The organism is Phenylobacterium sp. (genome assembly GCF_036402295.1).
Taxonomy (GTDB): Bacteria; Pseudomonadota; Alphaproteobacteria; order Caulobacterales; family Caulobacteraceae; genus Phenylobacterium.
This window is the reverse complement of sequence record NZ_DASWTE010000244.1, coordinates 1-14,660: the sequence shown is the minus strand read 5'-3', so window position 1 is coordinate 14,660 and position 14,660 is coordinate 1. Positions and strand designations below refer to the sequence as shown.

The 14,660-nt window shown below is 69.6% G+C and carries 19 protein-coding genes, 1 other RNA gene and 1 pseudogene; 9 read left to right on the top strand and 12 right to left on the bottom strand.

Annotation, left to right across the window (positions count from 1 at the left end; genetic code table 11):
• Positions 1 to 279: 279 nt before the first annotated feature.
• From VGD44_RS15260 to VGD44_RS15250, 3 genes are all read right to left on the bottom strand, one after another.
• Positions 280 to 789, bottom strand: a complete 510-nt coding sequence (locus tag VGD44_RS15260) for a peptide deformylase (protein WP_331088566.1) — start codon at positions 787 to 789, stop codon at positions 280 to 282.
• Positions 790 to 869: 80 nt separating this feature from the next.
• The gene (locus VGD44_RS15255; protein ID WP_331088564.1) at positions 870 to 2,084 is read right to left on the bottom strand and encodes a DNA recombination protein RmuC; all 1,215 of its coding nucleotides are present in this window, start codon (positions 2,082 to 2,084) and stop codon (positions 870 to 872) included.
• 31 nt (positions 2,085 to 2,115) lie between these two features.
• Positions 2,116 to 3,030: a hypothetical protein gene (locus VGD44_RS15250; protein WP_331088562.1), complete on the bottom strand. Its 915-nt coding sequence runs from the start codon at positions 3,028 to 3,030 to the stop codon at positions 2,116 to 2,118.
• Between the two features lie 200 nt (positions 3,031 to 3,230).
• Between VGD44_RS15250 and VGD44_RS15245 the strand changes: the two genes are divergently transcribed.
• Together VGD44_RS15245 and VGD44_RS15240 are read left to right on the top strand one after the other, a co-directional pair.
• Positions 3,231 to 3,353 (top strand): hypothetical protein, encoded by a 123-nt coding sequence (locus VGD44_RS15245; protein WP_331088560.1) that lies wholly within the window; start codon positions 3,231 to 3,233, stop codon positions 3,351 to 3,353.
• Positions 3,354 to 3,738: 385 nt separating this feature from the next.
• Entirely contained in the window at positions 3,739 to 4,986 is a 1,248-nt protein-coding gene (locus VGD44_RS15240) for an MFS transporter (RefSeq protein WP_331088558.1), read from the top strand.
• Here the strand turns inward: VGD44_RS15240 and recR are convergent.
• The 6 genes from recR to ffs form a co-directional block, all read right to left on the bottom strand.
• Complete coding sequence (recR, locus tag VGD44_RS15235; protein WP_331088556.1) at positions 4,970 to 5,572, bottom strand: recombination mediator RecR; 603 nt, start codon at positions 5,570 to 5,572, stop codon at positions 4,970 to 4,972. The two genes, VGD44_RS15240 and recR, sit on opposite strands and share 17 nt — an antisense overlap.
• Positions 5,572 to 5,991, bottom strand: coding sequence for a nuclear transport factor 2 family protein (locus tag VGD44_RS15230; RefSeq protein WP_331088554.1), 420 nt, complete (start codon positions 5,989 to 5,991; stop codon positions 5,572 to 5,574). Before VGD44_RS15230 ends, recR begins: the two co-directional genes overlap by 1 nt.
• Positions 5,991 to 6,317: a YbaB/EbfC family nucleoid-associated protein gene (locus VGD44_RS15225; RefSeq protein ID WP_331088552.1), complete on the bottom strand. Its 327-nt coding sequence runs from the start codon at positions 6,315 to 6,317 to the stop codon at positions 5,991 to 5,993. Before VGD44_RS15225 ends, VGD44_RS15230 begins: the two co-directional genes overlap by 1 nt.
• Before the next feature lie 10 nt (positions 6,318 to 6,327).
• Positions 6,328 to 6,726: a cupin domain-containing protein gene (locus VGD44_RS15220; RefSeq protein WP_331088549.1), complete on the bottom strand. Its 399-nt coding sequence runs from the start codon at positions 6,724 to 6,726 to the stop codon at positions 6,328 to 6,330.
• A complete protein-coding gene (locus VGD44_RS15215; RefSeq protein WP_331088547.1) occupies positions 6,716 to 8,527 on the bottom strand; it encodes a DNA polymerase III subunit gamma/tau in 1,812 nt (603 codons plus the stop codon). The genes VGD44_RS15220 and VGD44_RS15215 overlap by 11 nt, the downstream gene beginning before the upstream one ends.
• 57 nt (positions 8,528 to 8,584) lie before the next feature.
• An RNA gene (gene ffs, locus VGD44_RS15210) (signal recognition particle sRNA small type) lies at positions 8,585 to 8,683 on the bottom strand.
• A 125-nt stretch (positions 8,684 to 8,808) separates the two neighbouring features.
• Here ffs and VGD44_RS15205 point away from each other — a divergent pair.
• The 6 genes from VGD44_RS15205 to VGD44_RS15180 all read left to right on the top strand — a co-directional run bounded on the left by VGD44_RS15205 (position 8,809) and on the right by VGD44_RS15180 (position 11,475).
• The gene (locus tag VGD44_RS15205; protein ID WP_331088545.1) at positions 8,809 to 9,132 is read left to right on the top strand and encodes a metalloregulator ArsR/SmtB family transcription factor; all 324 of its coding nucleotides are present in this window, start codon (positions 8,809 to 8,811) and stop codon (positions 9,130 to 9,132) included.
• Complete coding sequence (locus VGD44_RS15200) at positions 9,129 to 9,536, top strand: SRPBCC domain-containing protein (protein ID WP_331088543.1); 408 nt, start codon at positions 9,129 to 9,131, stop codon at positions 9,534 to 9,536. Before VGD44_RS15205 ends, VGD44_RS15200 begins: the two co-directional genes overlap by 4 nt.
• A 66-nt stretch (positions 9,537 to 9,602) precedes the next feature.
• Entirely contained in the window at positions 9,603 to 9,830 is a 228-nt protein-coding gene (locus VGD44_RS15195) for a hypothetical protein (RefSeq protein ID WP_331088541.1), read from the top strand.
• Positions 9,830 to 10,237 carry a DUF1801 domain-containing protein gene (locus VGD44_RS15190; RefSeq protein ID WP_331088539.1) on the top strand — a complete coding sequence of 136 codons (408 nt, stop codon included), beginning with the start codon at positions 9,830 to 9,832 and terminating at the stop codon, positions 10,235 to 10,237. The genes VGD44_RS15195 and VGD44_RS15190 overlap by 1 nt, the downstream gene beginning before the upstream one ends.
• Positions 10,234 to 10,647: a DUF1801 domain-containing protein gene (locus VGD44_RS15185; RefSeq protein ID WP_331088537.1), complete on the top strand. Its 414-nt coding sequence runs from the start codon at positions 10,234 to 10,236 to the stop codon at positions 10,645 to 10,647. The genes VGD44_RS15190 and VGD44_RS15185 overlap by 4 nt, the downstream gene beginning before the upstream one ends.
• Positions 10,648 to 10,833: 186 nt before the next feature.
• Positions 10,834 to 11,475: a PEPxxWA-CTERM sorting domain-containing protein gene (locus VGD44_RS15180; RefSeq protein ID WP_331088535.1), complete on the top strand. Its 642-nt coding sequence runs from the start codon at positions 10,834 to 10,836 to the stop codon at positions 11,473 to 11,475.
• A gap of 69 nt (positions 11,476 to 11,544) precedes the next feature.
• Here the strand turns inward: VGD44_RS15180 and yghU are convergent, their stop codons facing one another.
• Complete coding sequence (yghU, locus tag VGD44_RS15175; protein WP_331088533.1) at positions 11,545 to 12,429, bottom strand: glutathione-dependent disulfide-bond oxidoreductase; 885 nt, start codon at positions 12,427 to 12,429, stop codon at positions 11,545 to 11,547.
• Between the two features lie 66 nt (positions 12,430 to 12,495).
• The gene (locus tag VGD44_RS15170) at positions 12,496 to 13,260 is read right to left on the bottom strand and encodes an SDR family oxidoreductase (RefSeq protein WP_331088531.1); all 765 of its coding nucleotides are present in this window, start codon (positions 13,258 to 13,260) and stop codon (positions 12,496 to 12,498) included.
• A 99-nt stretch (positions 13,261 to 13,359) separates the two neighbouring features.
• Here VGD44_RS15170 and nudC point away from each other — a divergent pair, with 99 nt between their 5' ends.
• Positions 13,360 to 14,298: an NAD(+) diphosphatase gene (nudC, locus tag VGD44_RS15165; protein ID WP_331088529.1), complete on the top strand. Its 939-nt coding sequence runs from the start codon at positions 13,360 to 13,362 to the stop codon at positions 14,296 to 14,298.
• 2 nt (positions 14,299 to 14,300) lie between these two features.
• Here the strand turns inward: nudC and VGD44_RS15160 are convergent.
• Positions 14,301 to 14,660 (bottom strand): annotated as a pseudogene (locus VGD44_RS15160) (prephenate dehydratase); the annotation flags it as partial.

Here is a 14,660-nt window from a genome sequence, read left to right as displayed (position 1 = left end):
GTCAAGGAAGTGGGCTCGGAGATCAAGGAGGCCGCGAGCGACGCCGGCCACGTGATCAAGGAAGCCGCCAAGGGCGCGGCCGAAGGCGCCCGCGAAGGGGTGGCCAACGTCGAGCAGGAGAGCAAGGACGCCGCGGATAGGACCGAGAACTAGGCGCCGCAGGCAAGGAACGAACCGCGGAAAACGCAGAAATGCGCAGAAAGAGGAGTTGGAATCCTTCCGCGTCCTTCTGCGTTTTCCGCGGTTCGCCTCTTCGGCGCGCGAAGCGCGCCCGGCTTGTTAGGCCGCCTTGGCCTGCTTCTTCACCTTCTTGATCGCCTGCTCCCGCTTGAGGCGGCTCAGGTGGTCGATGAAGAGGACGCCTTCCAGGTGGTCCATCTCGTGCTGGATGCAGACGGCGAAGAGGCCGTCGGCGTCCTCCTCGATCTGTTCGCCCTGGTAGTTCAGGTAGCGCAGCTTCACCTGCGCCGGCCGCTCCACCTCGTCGTAGATCTCGGGCACCGAGAGGCAGCCCTCTTCGTACGGCGCGGTCTCCTCCGAGGCCCACAGGATCTCGGGGTTCACGAAGTAGCGCGGCTGCTTGTCCTCGCCCTCGCGGGAGAGGTCCATGACGATCACCCGCTTCGGCACGCCGATCTGCACGGCGGCGAGCCCGATGCCGGGGGCCGCGTACATGGTCTCCAGCATGTCGTCCATCAGCGCGCGCAGGTCGTCGTCCACGACATCCACCTTGGTGGACACCTGCTTCAGGACGGGGTGCGGGACGACGAGGATCTCACGGAGGGCCATGGCGCGCAGGTAAGGGTGGTATTGTTGAGCGTCAAGGTAGGACAAGCCCGAGGCGACTCTGTGTCCGCCCCGGTGTCCGCTTATTCCCCCGCCGCCAGCCGGACGGGCGACGTCGGCTCGTCGGGTGAGAGCTTTGCGAGCGGGCGAACCGCGGCCTCGAGCGCCTCGAGCGACGGCACGTCGCGGCCTTCGTGGTCGACTTTCAGGTCCTCGAAGCGACGGGCCTGGGTCAGTACCTGGGTCTCGAGCGAGCCCACGAACTGGTTGTAGCGGCTGACCGCCGCCTCCAGCGCCTTGCCGACCGAGCCCGCATGCGCCCCCATCACGGCGATGCGCTTGTAGAGCTCGCGCCCCAGGTCGGCGATCTTCCGCGCGTTGGCGGCCTGCTCCTCCACCCGCCAGCCGTAGGCCACCGCCTTGCAGAGCGCGAACAGGGTCGACGGCGTCACGATGACCACCCGGCGGTCCATCGCTTCGGTCATCAGGTCGGGCGCGCGGTCCAGCGCCGCCGCCAGCGCCGAGTCCAGCGGCACGAACATCGCCACGAAGTCGGGCGAACTGTCGAACTGGTCCCAGTAGGCCTTGGCCGAGAGCCCCTGGATGTGGCCGCGCACGCTCTGCACGTGGCGCAGGCCGATGGCGTCGCGGCCGAGGTCGTCCGTCGCGTCCTGCAGCTCGAGGAAGGCGTTCAGCGAGCACTTGGCGTCGATCACGAACACCCCGCCGCCCGGCATCTTCACCACCACATCCGGCCGCCGCCGGCCCTCGTCCGTGTCGGTCGACGCCTGCTCCTCGAAATCGAAGCGGCCCGAGAGGCCCGCCGCTTCCAGCACGTTGCGTAGCGTCTGCTCGCCCCAGCGCCCCTGCACGCCGGCCCCGCGCCGCAGGGCCGCCGACAGCTTGCGCGCCTCGTCCTGGGTCGCCGCCGAGGCGGCCAGCATCTGGGCGATCTGCTCCTTCAGGCCGCCCTGCTCCTCGGCCCGCTGCTTCTCGACCGCGGTCACCTGCTCCTGGAACTTCTGCAGGCTCTCGGCCACCGGCTTCAGCTGCGCCTCCAGGCGGGCCTGGGCGAGCTGCTCGCGGTTGCGCACCTGCTCCTCGTTCTTCCGCAGGATCTCCTCGGCGACGCTGGCCGCGGACTGGGTGAGCTGGGCGCGCACAAGGTCGCCCTGCTCGGCCATCAGCTTCATGCGCAGCTCGGCGTGCGAGGCCCGGTGCCGCTCGCGTAGCGCCCAGGCCAGGGCCCCGGCGGCGACCAGCACGCACAGGATCGACAGGAAGAGAAGTCCGTTCATGGTGCGTTCTTACCGCACCAAGTGAGTCGGGTCAGCCCTGCAGCCGCCCGCCGATGGTTTCGCCCCGCGAGAGGGTGGAGGTGATGGGGGCGAGCAGGAACAGGTCGCCGTAGCCGGCTTCCGCCGCCTTGGGCCCGATGTCGCGCACCAGGTGGTGGCGGATGTCGTCCGAGATGCTGCCCTCGGGCGCCAGCGGATCGCGCTTGAGGATCTCGTCGCAGTAGGCGTCGTCCGCCTCGCGGTCGCCGGTCAGGTCGCCGATCCGCTCCATGACGATCGGATAGGCCGACGGCGTGCGCGCCGCGTTCAGCGCCGCGGCCATGACGATGCCGTCCAGGAACGAGGCCTTCGACAGCGGCACGCCGTTCCAGATCACGAAGATCGGCGTCTGACCCACGGTGTCGAACAGGATCGCGAACAGCTGGCCCTCGGCCAGCAGCAGCCAGCCGTCGAACAGAAGCCCCGCGCCGCCCACCTTGAACTGCAGGAGGCCGTTGTCGGCGCGGCGGATCATGCCGTGGTCGTGGAAGAAGCGGCCCGGCATCACCACCGACGGCCGCGTCGTGCGCCAGAAGCCTTCGTAGGCCTGGCCCCGCCGCTCGGTCGTCAGGCGCGCCATGTCCAACAGGGGCAGCGGCAGCGAGTCCGACGGCCCGTGGGCCCTCGCCCGGTTGCCGTTGGCCGGCGCCGACACGCCCAGGAGCCCGGCGAGCTCGGGCAGGCCGCGGTCCCAGTCCAGCATCGTGAAGCCGCCGGCGCACCGGCGCGCAATCAGCCGCGTCAGGTTCTCGAGATTCAGCGACGAGGGGTGCACCACGCCCGACACCCACCGGCCGACCAGCGACTTGTCGACGCCCAGCTCGGACGCGAGCCGCCCACGGCTCATCGAGAGCGCCTTGAGGACCAGGTCCAGCTTCTCGTGGAAGTGCGTGGCCGTCGTCTGCATCGCGTAACATGATTCATGAGAATGCACAGGCATGCAACCCGTCCGTGCAACGGTTGCGCACTGGGTTGCACCCTTGCACGTTCGCTCCGCGCAACCGTTGCGTTGTTCGGCGACCGCCGTTGCACCTGCGCGCCAGAATGTCGCAGCGCTACACATTCCTCATGAAGAGGCGGCCCGAGACCGCCCGGGAGAGGAAGTCGATGAATCTCAAACATCTCATCTACGCCCTCGTGACCCTGGCGGCCGTCTCGGGCATCGCAATGCTCGGCCCATCCCAGGCCGAGAACGGCGGCTATTACCTCCAGGGGGGCGCCGCCGGCTGACGAGGCAATGGGTCAGCAGGGCGGGCGGGATTGCTCTTCTCCCGCCCGCCAGGCCTGACCCCATCCGCCGGAGCCGACCCTCGCATCGGCCTGGCGCACAAGGTGGAGGAGGCGCGGTTCCACCGCGTCCGACCGGACTCAGATTGGGTGCTGGGGCCCAAGCCGCCGACCGACGACGTCCCCCGAAAGGTCGTCGGAACTGGCTTGGGTGTTCGCTCGGTCCGGACTGCGGGCGCTAGGCAAGCGCCTCCTCCATCGCCAGTCGGGGGTGCGGAAGGCCCGTGCGTCGGACCGCCGCGCCCCCGGCGACCCATCTCACGCCCCTGGTCAGCCCTACCCTTCAGTGCGAGCATGCCCGCAAAATACGGGGCGAGGGGGCGTTTCCATGACCAACGGGGCTGCGGCGCCTGCCGCGAGAGCCGCCTTCGGGCCGTGGGTCGTGCCCCTCCTGGCGCTCGCGATCTTCATCAACTACGTCGACCGCGGGAACCTCGCGACCGCCGCGCCGCTGCTGAAGACCGAGCTCAATCTCAGCGCCTCCGAGATCGGGGTGCTGATCTCGGCCTTCTTCTGGGCCTACACGCCGGGCCTTGTGCTGGCCGGCTGGCTCGCCGACCGCTTCAACGCCTACATGACGCTGGCCGCCGGCCTCGCCATCTGGTCGATCGCCACCCTCCTGACCGGCGTCGCGGGCAGCATCGCGGTGCTGCTGGCGCTCAGGGTCCTGCTGGGCGTCGGGGAGGCGGCGGCCTTCCCATGCAGCTCCACGATCATCGCGCGCCACGTGCCGGCCCACCGGCTGGGCGCCGCCAACGCACTGACCCTTGTGGGCCTCTCGATGGGCCCGGCGGTGGGGATCTTCTTCGGCGGGCACCTCATGGCCGAGCTGGGATGGCGGGGCGTGTTCCTGCTCTTCGGCGCCGTCTCGCTGCTGTGGCTGGTCCCGTGGCTGGTCGTGACCCGCAAGCTGTCGGCCGAGCCGCCGTCGGCCGAGTCCGCGACCGGGCCGCCGTTCCTGGCCATCCTGGCCCGCCGTGAGCTGTGGGGCGCGAGCCTCGGCCATTTCGCGATCAACTTCGGCTTTTACTTCGTGGTCTCCTGGATGCCGCTCTACCTGGTGCAGGCGCAGGGCTACACCGTGCCCGAGATGGCGAACCTCGGCGGGGCGATCTACCTCGTCTACGCGGCGGCGGCCTACGGCAGCGGCTGGCTCTCCGATCGCTGGATCCAGACCGGCGCCACAGTGAACCGCGTGCGCAAGACCTTCTTCGTCGGGACTCTGATGCTGTCGGCGGCCGGCCTGCTGGCCTGCGCGGTGCTGCCACCGGCGGGCGCCATCGCCAGCCTGTTCGTGATCGCCGTGGGTCTGGGCGCGGTCGGGCCGCACATTTTCGCCACCGCCCAGACACTCGCGGGGCCGCAGGGCGCGGGCAAGTGGGTCGGCGTGCAGAACGCGTTCGGCAACTTCGCCGGCATCCTGGGCCCCATCGTCACCGGGATCATCGTCGACCGCACCGGCGGCTTCGAAGGCGCCTTCGTCCTCGCCGCCGCCGTCACCCTGACCGGCGTGCTGGGCTACGGCGTCATCGTCAGCAAGATCGCGCCGATCGCCTGGGCTAAGCGGGCCGCCTAGCCCGCATCGCCTGGGCGATGGTGCCGTCGTCCAGCCAGTCCAGATCGCCGCCCACGGGGACGCCGCGGGCCAGCATGGTGACGCTGACGTCGCAGCCCGCGAGCCGGTCGGCCAGGTAGTGGGCGGTCGTCTGGCCGTCCACCGTCGCCGGCAGGGCCAGGATCACCTCGCGCACGCCCTGTTGCGAGGCCCGGTCCACCAGCGAGCCGACCCGCAGCGCTTCCGGCCCCACGCCGTCCAGCGCCGAGAGCAGCCCGCCCAGAACGTGGTAGCGGCCGCGGAAGGCCGCCGCCCGTTCCATGGCCCACAGCGCGCCCACCTCCTCGACCACGCAGATCAGCGTCCCGTCGCGCGACGGCTCGGCGCAGATGGCGCAGGGGTCCTGGGTGTCGAGGCTGCCGCAGACGCTGCAGGTCTTCACCCGCGCGCCGGCTTCCGACAGCGCATCCGACAGCGGCAGCAGCAGCTGGTCGCGTCGCTTGAGCAGGGCCAGCGCCGCGCGCCTAGCCGACCGCGGCCCCAGGCCGGGGAGCTTGGACAGGAGCCCGATCAGGCGCTCGATCTCGGGTCCGGCGGACGCGGCCACTAGCTCTTCGGCGCCCGCGTCGCCTGGCTGAACACCACCACCCAACGCCCGCCGCGCTTGGCCCAGACGTCGATGAACCGCAGGCGCACGTCGTAGAGCTCGCCGCCCGCCGTGCCCTTGGCGCGCGCCACGCCGCCCAGGATCGCGGTGTCGCCCATCACCTTCTCGACCTTCTCCTCGACCACGAAGGGCTCGAGCTTGTAGCCCGGCGCGATCTGGTCGGCGATGAAGCTGGTCTTGTCCTGCACCTGCCCCTGCGAGTTGTGCAGCACGTAGTCGGGCGCGAGCAGCCGCTCCAGCGCGGCGCGATCGGACTTCACCTGCGCCTCATCGTACTCGTGGGCGGCCTGGGCGAGGTCGGCGGGCAGGGCCCCAGGGGCGCCCGAGAGGGCGGCGGCAAGAAGGGCGGCGATCAGCATCAGAACTTCGGCATGCCGGGGATGTTGAGGCCGGCGAGCGGCCCGGCCGCCTCGCGCATCACCTCGGCCTGCTTCTCGTCCAGCTTGCGCTTGGCGTCGGCGTGCGCGGCGACCACCAGGTCGGCCACCACCTCGCCCTCGCCGGGCGCCATCAGGCTCTCGTCGAACACCACGCGCGACAGCTCGCCCGTGCCCTTCAGGGTCAGCTTCACCATGCCGCCGCCGGATGTGCCCTCCACTTCCAGCGCGGCGATCCGCTCCTGTGCTTCCGCCATGCGCTGCTGCATGGCCTGCGCCTGCTTCATGATGGATCCGAGGTCTTTCACGGGGCAGTACTCACTTCAGGGGTTCGGTCAGGGACGTGGCGGCCTTGGGCGTCACCATCACCACCACCAGCCGCGCCGGCTCGGTCGCCGACGCATTGACGATGTAGTGCGCCTGGTTCGGGGTTTCCGACCAGCCTTCGCCCGCCTTGTAGCGCCGCTCGGTCTGGTCGCCGAGCCGGTTCACCACCTCGCCCTTCACCACATAGGCGTAGGTCGAGCCGGGATGGCGGTGACCGGCCGTGCCCATCGTCGTCGCCGGCTGCTTGGCGTTGGGCGGCAGGTCCACCGTCAGCATGGTGGTGGTGTAGTTGGCGTCCAGACCCAGCGGCTCGCTCATCAGCGGCGTCACCTGGGCGGCGGCGGGCGCGGCCACCGCGATCATCGCCAGCGCCAGCAGCTCAGTCCTCATCGTCTTCAGCCTCCTCGGGCGGCGCCGTTTCGGTCGGCTCGGGCTGCGACAGCTGGCGGATGCCGACGATCTCAGTTCCCGGGAAGGCCTGCATCACGCTCTGCACGAACGGGTGTTGCTCGACCTCGGCGCGGACCTCGCGCTGCTCGCGCTTCTGCTTCTCCCACAGGCTCTCGGCGCCGCCGCCGCCTTGGGTGGACAAGAGCCAGCGCTCGCCGGTCCACTCCTTCAGCCGCCCCACCAGCCGTTGCGCCAGGTCGGCCGGCGCCCCTGGCGCGGGCTCGTACTCGATCGCGCCGGGCCGGAAGCTGATCGGACGGATGAACCGCTCCACGTCCAACTTCAGCCGGATGTCGCGCCGCCGGTCGATCAGCGCCAGCATGTCCTCGAAGGTCTTGAGATTGGCCGCCGGCTCGGTCGACGGCATCGGCGACGCCATCTGCCGCGCGACGGCGTTGGTCGCCAGGCCGCCCTGCCGCGCCGCCGGACCGCCGCCCCCGCCACCCGGTCCGCCCGCCGGCCCGCCGCCGCCCGTCACGGGCTCGCCGGCCTGCAGCCGCTTCAGCGCCTCCTCGGGCCCGGGCAGGTCGGCGGCGTAGGCCAGGCGGACCAGCGCCATGTCCACGGCGGCCGCCGCGTCGGGCGCCTGACGCACCTCGGCGTAGGCCTTGAGCAGGAGCTGCCAGATCCGCGACAGCATCCCCGCCGACACCGCCGCGCCGACGGCCGCGAGCCGCAGGGCCTGCTCCTTCGGCATCACCAGCGCGTTGGGCCCGATCGCCTTGGCCACCGACGCGCCGTGGGTGTGGTCCAGCAGGTCCATCACCACCTGGTCGGGGTTCGCGCCGTAGCCGTAGAGCTGGCGGAAGGTCTCGATCGCGGGCCCCGCCTCGCCGCGCATCACCTGCTCGAAAAGGGTGATCGTCTGCGCCCGGTCGGCCAGGCCCAGCATGTCGCGGATCGACGCCGCCATGACCGTCTGGCCGGGGTCGGCCTGCACGATCGCCTGGTCCAGCATCGACTGGCCGTCGCGCACCGAGCCCTCCGCGGCCCGGGCGATCAGCATCAGGCCCTCGGCCTCGACGCGGGCGCCTTCGTTCTCGCAGATCATCTCCAGGTTCTTGACCAGCACCTCGGGCTCCACTCGGCGCAGGTCGAACCGCTGGGTCCGCGAGAGGATGGTCACCGGCACCTTGCGGATCTCGGTGGTGGCGAAGATGAACTTGGCGTGCGGCGGCGGCTCCTCCAGCGTCTTCAGGAGCGCGTTGAACGCCCCTGTCGACAGCATGTGCACCTCGTCGATGATGTAGACCTTGTAGCGGGCCTCGACCGGTGCATAGCGCACCCCGTCCAGCAGCTCGCGGATGTCGTTCACGCCGGTGCGCGAGGCGGCGTCGAGCTCGAGGACATCCATGTGCCGTCCCTCGATGATCGAGCGGCAGTGGATCCCCTCCTCGCGCAGGTCCAGCGTCGGCTCGTGCACCGTCGCAGTCTCGTAGTTCAGCGCCCGGGCCAGCAGGCGCGCGGTCGTCGTCTTCCCCACGCCGCGGACGCCGGTCAGCATGAAGGCGTGCGCAATCCGCCCCGTGGCGAACGCGTTGCGCAGCGTCCGCACCATGGCCTCCTGGCCATAGAGGTCCTCGAACGATCGCGGCCGGTACTTCCGTGCGATGACGGTGTAGGCCGCCCCTTCGTCCTCGACCGGCGTGCGCGCCGGCGGGGCGGCGTCGCCGAACATGTCGCCGGTGTTGGGGTCGCGCTCGGGAAGCTCAGAATCGTCGCGCGTGAAGTCGTCGCCCATGCGGCCATCTAACGGGACGGCATGGTCCCGGCAAAGTGGAGAAGTCACGAAAGGGGAAGGTGGAGACCGGACGACAACCCGAAGCGTGACCCGTTGTGGCTGCTGCCTTCCGGCCCTGACCAGGTTGGCGGGGCGCTCGTCCGCCGCCGATCTCCGAGGCGGCATATGGCGGATAGGGGCCGGAAGGGCAAGGGGCGGCAGGTCGCAGGGGCCTTGAGCCTGGACAACCCATATCCCGCGAGTTATGGATCAATCCATAGCCCGCGAGTTATCGATCCTAGATGCCCGACGCCCGCGACATTCTCTTTCGGACGCTTGCCGACCCCACCCGGCGCGCCCTCTTCGAGCGCCTGTGCCGCGAGGGTGAGCAGACGGTGGGCGCGCTCACCGCACAGGCCGGGGTCTCGCAGCCAGCGGTCTCGAAGCATCTCGGGGTCTTGAAGCAGGCCGGACTGGTGCGCGACCGGCACGAAGGCCGCCAGACCCACTACAGTGCCCAGGTCGGCGCCCTGGCGCCCCTGGTCGACTGGACAAGCGAGATGTCGGGGTTTTGGCGCAACAAGTTCGACGAGCTCGAGGACCTGCTCAGGAGGATGGACCAGTGAACACCACCGCCGATGTCCGTTCCGTCCTGGTCGAGCGCGAACTCCCCTTCCCGGCGGAGAAGATCTGGCGCGCGCTCACCCAGCCCCACCTGATCGGGGAGTGGCTCATGAAGAACGACTTCAAGCCTGTGGTGGACCACCGCTTCAGCCTCGAGGCCGGCTGGGGCGCCGTCGAATGCCAGGTCCTGGAGGTCGAGCCGCAGCGGTCGCTGGCCTACAGCTGGGCCGGCAAGGGGCTCGAGAGCGTGGTCACCTGGACCCTCACGCCCACCGGCTCCGGCACGCGCCTCCGCATGGAGCAGGTGGGCTTCCGACCCGACCAGGAACTGGCCTTCCGCGGCGCCACGGCGGGCTGGCCCCGCTTCTTCGAGGGCCTGGAGAAGGTCCTGGCGCGGCTGGACTGACGTCGCCCAAAACACAACACCTGGCGCCCTGTCGCCGCCTTGCAGGTTTCACTGAGGGAGGTCCCATTGAGCTTCAACATGTGGGTTCGACAGACCCATCGCTGGGTGTCCATCGCCTTCGTGGCGGTCGTCATCGCCATCTTCGCTACTCTCGGCCTGGGGAAGCAGCCCGCCCAGTGGGTGTATTTCCTGCCGCTGGCGCCGCTTGCCTTCCTGGCGCTCACAGGCCTCTACATGTTCGCACTGCCCTACCTCACCAAGGCGCGCAGCGTCCCCGCCCGAGGAGACGCGTGATGGGCAAGCGGCAAGTCCAGGACGCCCTGATGGCGACCGGCGCCACGCCCGCCCAGCTGATCGACGCCAAGATCGCCGGGTTGGACGACTGGCGCGGGGAGGTGCTGGCCCGCATCCGCGCGCTGATCCACGAGGCCGACCCCGAGGTCGTCGAGGAGGTGAAGTGGGGCGGGGTCCCCGTGTGGTCGCACGCCGGTATCATCTGCACCGGCGAGACCTACAAGAAGGCGGTGAAGACCACCTTCGCCAAGGGGGCCTCGCTGCCGGACCCGACCGGCATGTTCAACTCCAGCCTCGAGGGCGGCACGCGACGCGCCATCGACTTTACCGAGGGCGGCGAGGTCGACGCGGCGGCGTTCAAGGCGCTGGTCCGCGCCGCGATCGCGCTGAACACGTCGCGCAAATGACCAAACCCGTCGTCCTCCTCTCCGGCGGCAATCCGCAGATCGCCAAGGGCGAGGGCGACGGTCCCGTGCAGGCCTATATCGCGGCCATGCCCGGCTGGAAGCGCCACGTCGGGCGCCGCCTCGACGCGCTCGTCGCCGACGCCGTCCCCGGCGTGCGCAAGGTCGTGAAGTGGAACTCGCCCTTCTATGGCGCCCCGGACCAGGAGGGCTGGTTCCTCAGCTTCCACTGCTTCACCCGCTACGTGAAGGTGACGTTCTTCCAGGGCGCGTCGCTCGACCCGGTCCCGCCGGGCGCGTCCAAGCACAAGGGCGTGCGCTACCTCGACATCCCCGAGGATGGCCCGTTCGACGAGGCCCAGTTCGTTGCCTGGGTGAAGCAGGCCAGCCGGTTGCAAGGCGAGAGCCTGTAGGGCCGAACGGCGCGCGCAGCGACCGGTCGAATTCCGCCGCCATACCGCGATTACCAAAGTTCAAGCCCAGGTAGGCGTTGGCGAACCCGATTCGTCTAACGGGGGAATCCCAATGCAACGGTTAAGGTTAATGAATATTAAGCATCCGCCGACGGACTTCTCGCCGGCGCGAAGTGGGGTGCAGACATGAAGAAACTCCTTGCCGCCGCGAGCCTCGCGGCGTCCACCATGCTCGTCGCTGGCCCGGCCTCCTCGGCGGTGCTGTTCAGCTTCGATCCGGGCGATCCGTCGCCCTCCGCCGGTTTCGTGGTGATCGACGACTTCGACGACGCCTCCGGCATCAGCGGCGGCGTGAACTACGAGATCAAGACTCCGCCGGCCGACGGCAACGGCGCGCCGCCGGCCAACTCCGTCCCGTCGGGCACGTCCTATCTCTCGGTGAAGGGTGGCGGCTTCGCCACCATCGACTTCGCCGCCGCGGTCGGGCGCTTCCAGTTCGACTGGGGCTCCATCGACACCTACAACACCCTGACCATCTACAAGCAAGGTGGCGGCAGCCTGGTCGTCGTGCCCGGCGGCAACTTCCCGAACCTCGCCAACGGCAACCAGGCCCTCCCGGGCACCAACGGCCTGTTCACGGTCTTCGGCGACGCCGGCGAGCGCTTCACGGGCATCCGGCTCGACTCCTCGCAGAACTCCTTCGAGATCGACAACCTGGCCGTCGCCGTTCCCGAGCCCGCGACCTGGGGGATGATGATCCTCGGGTTCGCCGGCATGGGCGCAGTAATCCGCCGCCGTCGGCACCCGGCGGCGCCACAGGTCGCGTAGTCCTAGCGATCCTGTGTGGTGAGACGCCGTCGGCCCCCGAGGCCGGCGGCGTCTTGCTGTTGGGCGACGCTATTTCGCCTTCGCCGCTTCCGCCTCGGCCAGCGCCTTGTCGATGTCGGCCGCCGAATGCCGCTCGGGCAGCGCCCGGTTGACGATCCGGCCGCGCTTCACCGCGGGCCGCTTGCCGATCTGGTCGGTCCAGCGCTGGACGTGCTTATAGCTCTGGACGTCCAGGAACTCACCGGACTCATAGGCCCCGCCCTTGGCAAGCAGGCCGTACCAGGGCCACACCGCCATGTCGGCGATCGTGTATTCGTCGCCGCCCAGGTACTCGGACTCCGCGAGCCGGCGATCCAGCACGTCCATCTGGCGCTTCACCTCCATGGCGAAACGGTCGATGGCGTATTCGATCTTGAAGGGCGCGTAGGCGTAGAAGTGGCCGAAGCCGCCGCCGAGGTAGGGCGCCGAGCCCATCTGCCACATCAGCCACGACAGGGTCTCGGCGCGCTTCGGCTGCTCGGTCGGCAGGAAGGCGCCGAACTTCTCGGCCAGGTGCAGCAGGATCGAGGCGCTCTCGAACACCCGGATCGGGGTCGGGCCGGAGCGGTCCAGCAGCGCCGGGATCTTCGAGTTCGGGTTGATGTCGACGAAGCCCGAGCCGAACTGGTCGCCCTGGCCGATGTTGATCATCCAGGCGTCGTACTCGGCGCCCTTGTGGCCCAGCGCCAGCAACTCCTCGAACATCACCGTCACCTTCACGCCGTTGGGCGTGCCAAGCGAGTGGAGCTGGAACGGGTGCTCGCCCACCGGCAGCACCTTGTCGTGCGTCGGCCCGGCGATCGGCCGGTTGATCGCGGCGAAGCGCCCGCCGTTCTCCTTGTTCCATTCCCAGACCTTGGGCGGGGCGTAGTCCGCAGGGTGGTTGGGCGGCGGCTTCGTGGCGTCGTCGGCCATGCTGGGGCTCCGGGTTTTCGGCTGCAGCCCCCAAGTTGGGGACGTCGTCTGTGTTTGGCGAGGGGTCTACCCCGCGAAGCGCCGGTTCAGCTTGCGCATGCCGCCGATCCAGCGGCTGTAGTCGCTGGTCTTGTTGCGCATGTACTGCAGGACTTCGGGGTGCGGCAGGATCAGGAATTCCTCCTTCTCCAGCGATCGCACCACCACCTCGGCCAGCTCGTCGGGCTCCATCATGCCGTCGATCGACGCGACACCTTCAGGGTTGTCCGCGGTCATCGCCGTGCGCACCGCCTGCGGGCACAGCACGCTCACCTTGATTCCCTGGTCGCCGTGGGTGATGGCCAGCCACTCGGCCAGGCCCACCGCCGCGTGCTTGGTCACCGCATAGGGCGCCGAGCCGATCTGCGAGAGCAGCCCCGCGGCCGAGGCGGTGTTCATCAAGTAGCCGCCGCCGCGCGCCGCCATCCGCGGGACCAGGTGCCGGGCGGCCCAGACGTGGGCCATCACGTTGATGTCCCAGATCCGCTGCCACTCCACGTCCGAGACCTCCGCCCCACCGCCGACGCCGATGCCGGCGTTGGAGCAGAACAGGTCGATGGGTCCGATCTCGGCCTCGACGGTCTCGATCAGCGCCTTGATGTCGGCTTCCTTGGAGACGTCGGTCCTGAAGGCCCGGCCGCCGCACATTTCCGCCGTCGCCTTTGCGCCCGGCTCGTCGCGGTCGGCGCAGACCACGGCCTTGGCGCCCTCCTTCGCGAACCGCACGGCCAGCGAACGGCCGATGCCGCTCGCCGCCCCAGTCACCACCACGATCCGGTCCTTGAGTTCCATGCCGTCCTCCAAACAACTGTTTGACGCACTTTAGCGGTCTTGCTCGTTTCGCAAAGGCGCTGGTGACGAAGCGGCGCCGCTCCCATTAAGAAGGGCGCCATGCCGCTCCAGTCCTTTCAGAACACCTTCGCCGGCAACCCGCTCGACCGGGCGTCCGACCGACGGCCGAACGCCGACTGGCTCGCCGGCCAGCTCGCCTCGTCCGACTCCCTGGGCGTGGCCCTGTGGAACGGCAAGCCGCTGATCGAGAAGACCAAGGACGGCGGCGTGCAGATCGCCTACCTGCCCTCGAAGCTGGTCGGCGAGCTGTCCGGGGGCAACGAGCGGCTCCTGTTCCTGGGCCTCTGGAAGGAGACGGCCATCTTCGCGGTCGACCTCGAAGGCACGAGCGATCCGGCCCTGGGCCCGCTGGAGGGCCTGGGCGAGTTCAAGGAGCTGCGGACCATCGCCCTGCAGTTGCCGCCGACCGACGCGGCGATCCTGGCCACCGCCAAGTCGATGTTCGAGTGGCGCCGGCGGCACCTGTTCTGCGCCGCCTGCGGCCAGCCGTCCGACGCCAAGGACGGCGGCTGGAAGCGGCAGTGTCCGTCATGCTTGGCCGAGCACTTCCCACGCACCGATCCGGTCGTGATCATGCTGGCGGTGCACGGCGACCGCTGCATGGTGGGCCGCCAGGAGATGTGGCCCAAGGGCATGTTCTCGGCTCTGGCCGGCTTCCTGGAGCCCGGCGAGTCGATCGAGGAAGCCTGCGCCCGCGAGCTCGCCGAGGAGGCGGGCCTGAAGACGGTGCGCGTCCGCTACCACTCGACCCAGCCCTGGCCCTATCCGTCCTCGCTGATGATCGGCCTGATCGCCGAGGTGGAGGATGACGATGCCCGGCCCGACCAGACCGAGCTGTCCGAGGTGCGCTGGTTCTCGCGGGCCGAGGCCCGGGCGCTGATCCGCGGCGAGATCGAGGGCGTCTTCTGTCCGCAGCCGATGGCCATCGCCCACCAGCTGCTCAAGGCCTGGGCGTTCGAGGGCGAGGCGGCGTCTTAGGATCAGCGCGTGCGGAAGGGGTCGGCGGGATAGACGCCGAGGATCTCGAACCGCTCGGAGAAGAAGCTCAGTTCCTCGAAGGCGCGGGCCAGGCCGATATCCTCGGGCCGGCCGTCGACCTCGGCGTAGAAGAAGGTCGCCGTGAAGGCGCCGTTCTCCATGTAGCTCTCGAGCTTGGTCATGTTGACGCCGTTGGTCGCGAACCCGCCCAGGGCCTTGTAGAGCGCCGCCGGGATGATCTTCACCCGGAAGATGAAGCTGGTGACGCAGGCCTGGGTGAACGGCGGCGGGGCCGGGTGCTTGTCGGCCGTCATCACCAGGAAGCGGGTGGTGTTGTGGTGCTCGTCCTCGATGTCGCGGGC

Coding starts and splice junctions, on each gene's coding strand:
- VGD44_RS15260 (WP_331088566.1), bottom strand. CDS start 789: ATGGCCCTCCGTGAGATCCTCGTCGTCCCGCACCCCGTCCTGAAGCAG.
- VGD44_RS15255 (WP_331088564.1), bottom strand. CDS start 2,084: ATGAACGGACTTCTCTTCCTGTCGATCCTGTGCGTGCTGGTCGCCGCC.
- VGD44_RS15250 (WP_331088562.1), bottom strand. CDS start 3,030: ATGCAGACGACGGCCACGCACTTCCACGAGAAGCTGGACCTGGTCCTC.
- VGD44_RS15245 (WP_331088560.1), top strand. CDS start 3,231: ATGAATCTCAAACATCTCATCTACGCCCTCGTGACCCTGGCGGCCGTC.
- VGD44_RS15240 (WP_331088558.1), top strand. CDS start 3,739: ATGACCAACGGGGCTGCGGCGCCTGCCGCGAGAGCCGCCTTCGGGCCG.
- VGD44_RS15230 (WP_331088554.1), bottom strand. CDS start 5,991: ATGCTGATCGCCGCCCTTCTTGCCGCCGCCCTCTCGGGCGCCCCTGGG.
- VGD44_RS15220 (WP_331088549.1), bottom strand. CDS start 6,726: ATGAGGACTGAGCTGCTGGCGCTGGCGATGATCGCGGTGGCCGCGCCC.
- VGD44_RS15215 (WP_331088547.1), bottom strand. CDS start 8,527: ATGGGCGACGACTTCACGCGCGACGATTCTGAGCTTCCCGAGCGCGAC.
- VGD44_RS15205 (WP_331088545.1), top strand. CDS start 8,809: ATGCCCGACGCCCGCGACATTCTCTTTCGGACGCTTGCCGACCCCACC.
- VGD44_RS15190 (WP_331088539.1), top strand. CDS start 9,830: ATGGGCAAGCGGCAAGTCCAGGACGCCCTGATGGCGACCGGCGCCACG.
- VGD44_RS15185 (WP_331088537.1), top strand. CDS start 10,234: ATGACCAAACCCGTCGTCCTCCTCTCCGGCGGCAATCCGCAGATCGCC.
- VGD44_RS15180 (WP_331088535.1), top strand. CDS start 10,834: ATGAAGAAACTCCTTGCCGCCGCGAGCCTCGCGGCGTCCACCATGCTC.
- yghU (WP_331088533.1), bottom strand. CDS start 12,429: ATGGCCGACGACGCCACGAAGCCGCCGCCCAACCACCCTGCGGACTAC.
- VGD44_RS15170 (WP_331088531.1), bottom strand. CDS start 13,260: ATGGAACTCAAGGACCGGATCGTGGTGGTGACTGGGGCGGCGAGCGGC.
- nudC (WP_331088529.1), top strand. CDS start 13,360: ATGCCGCTCCAGTCCTTTCAGAACACCTTCGCCGGCAACCCGCTCGAC.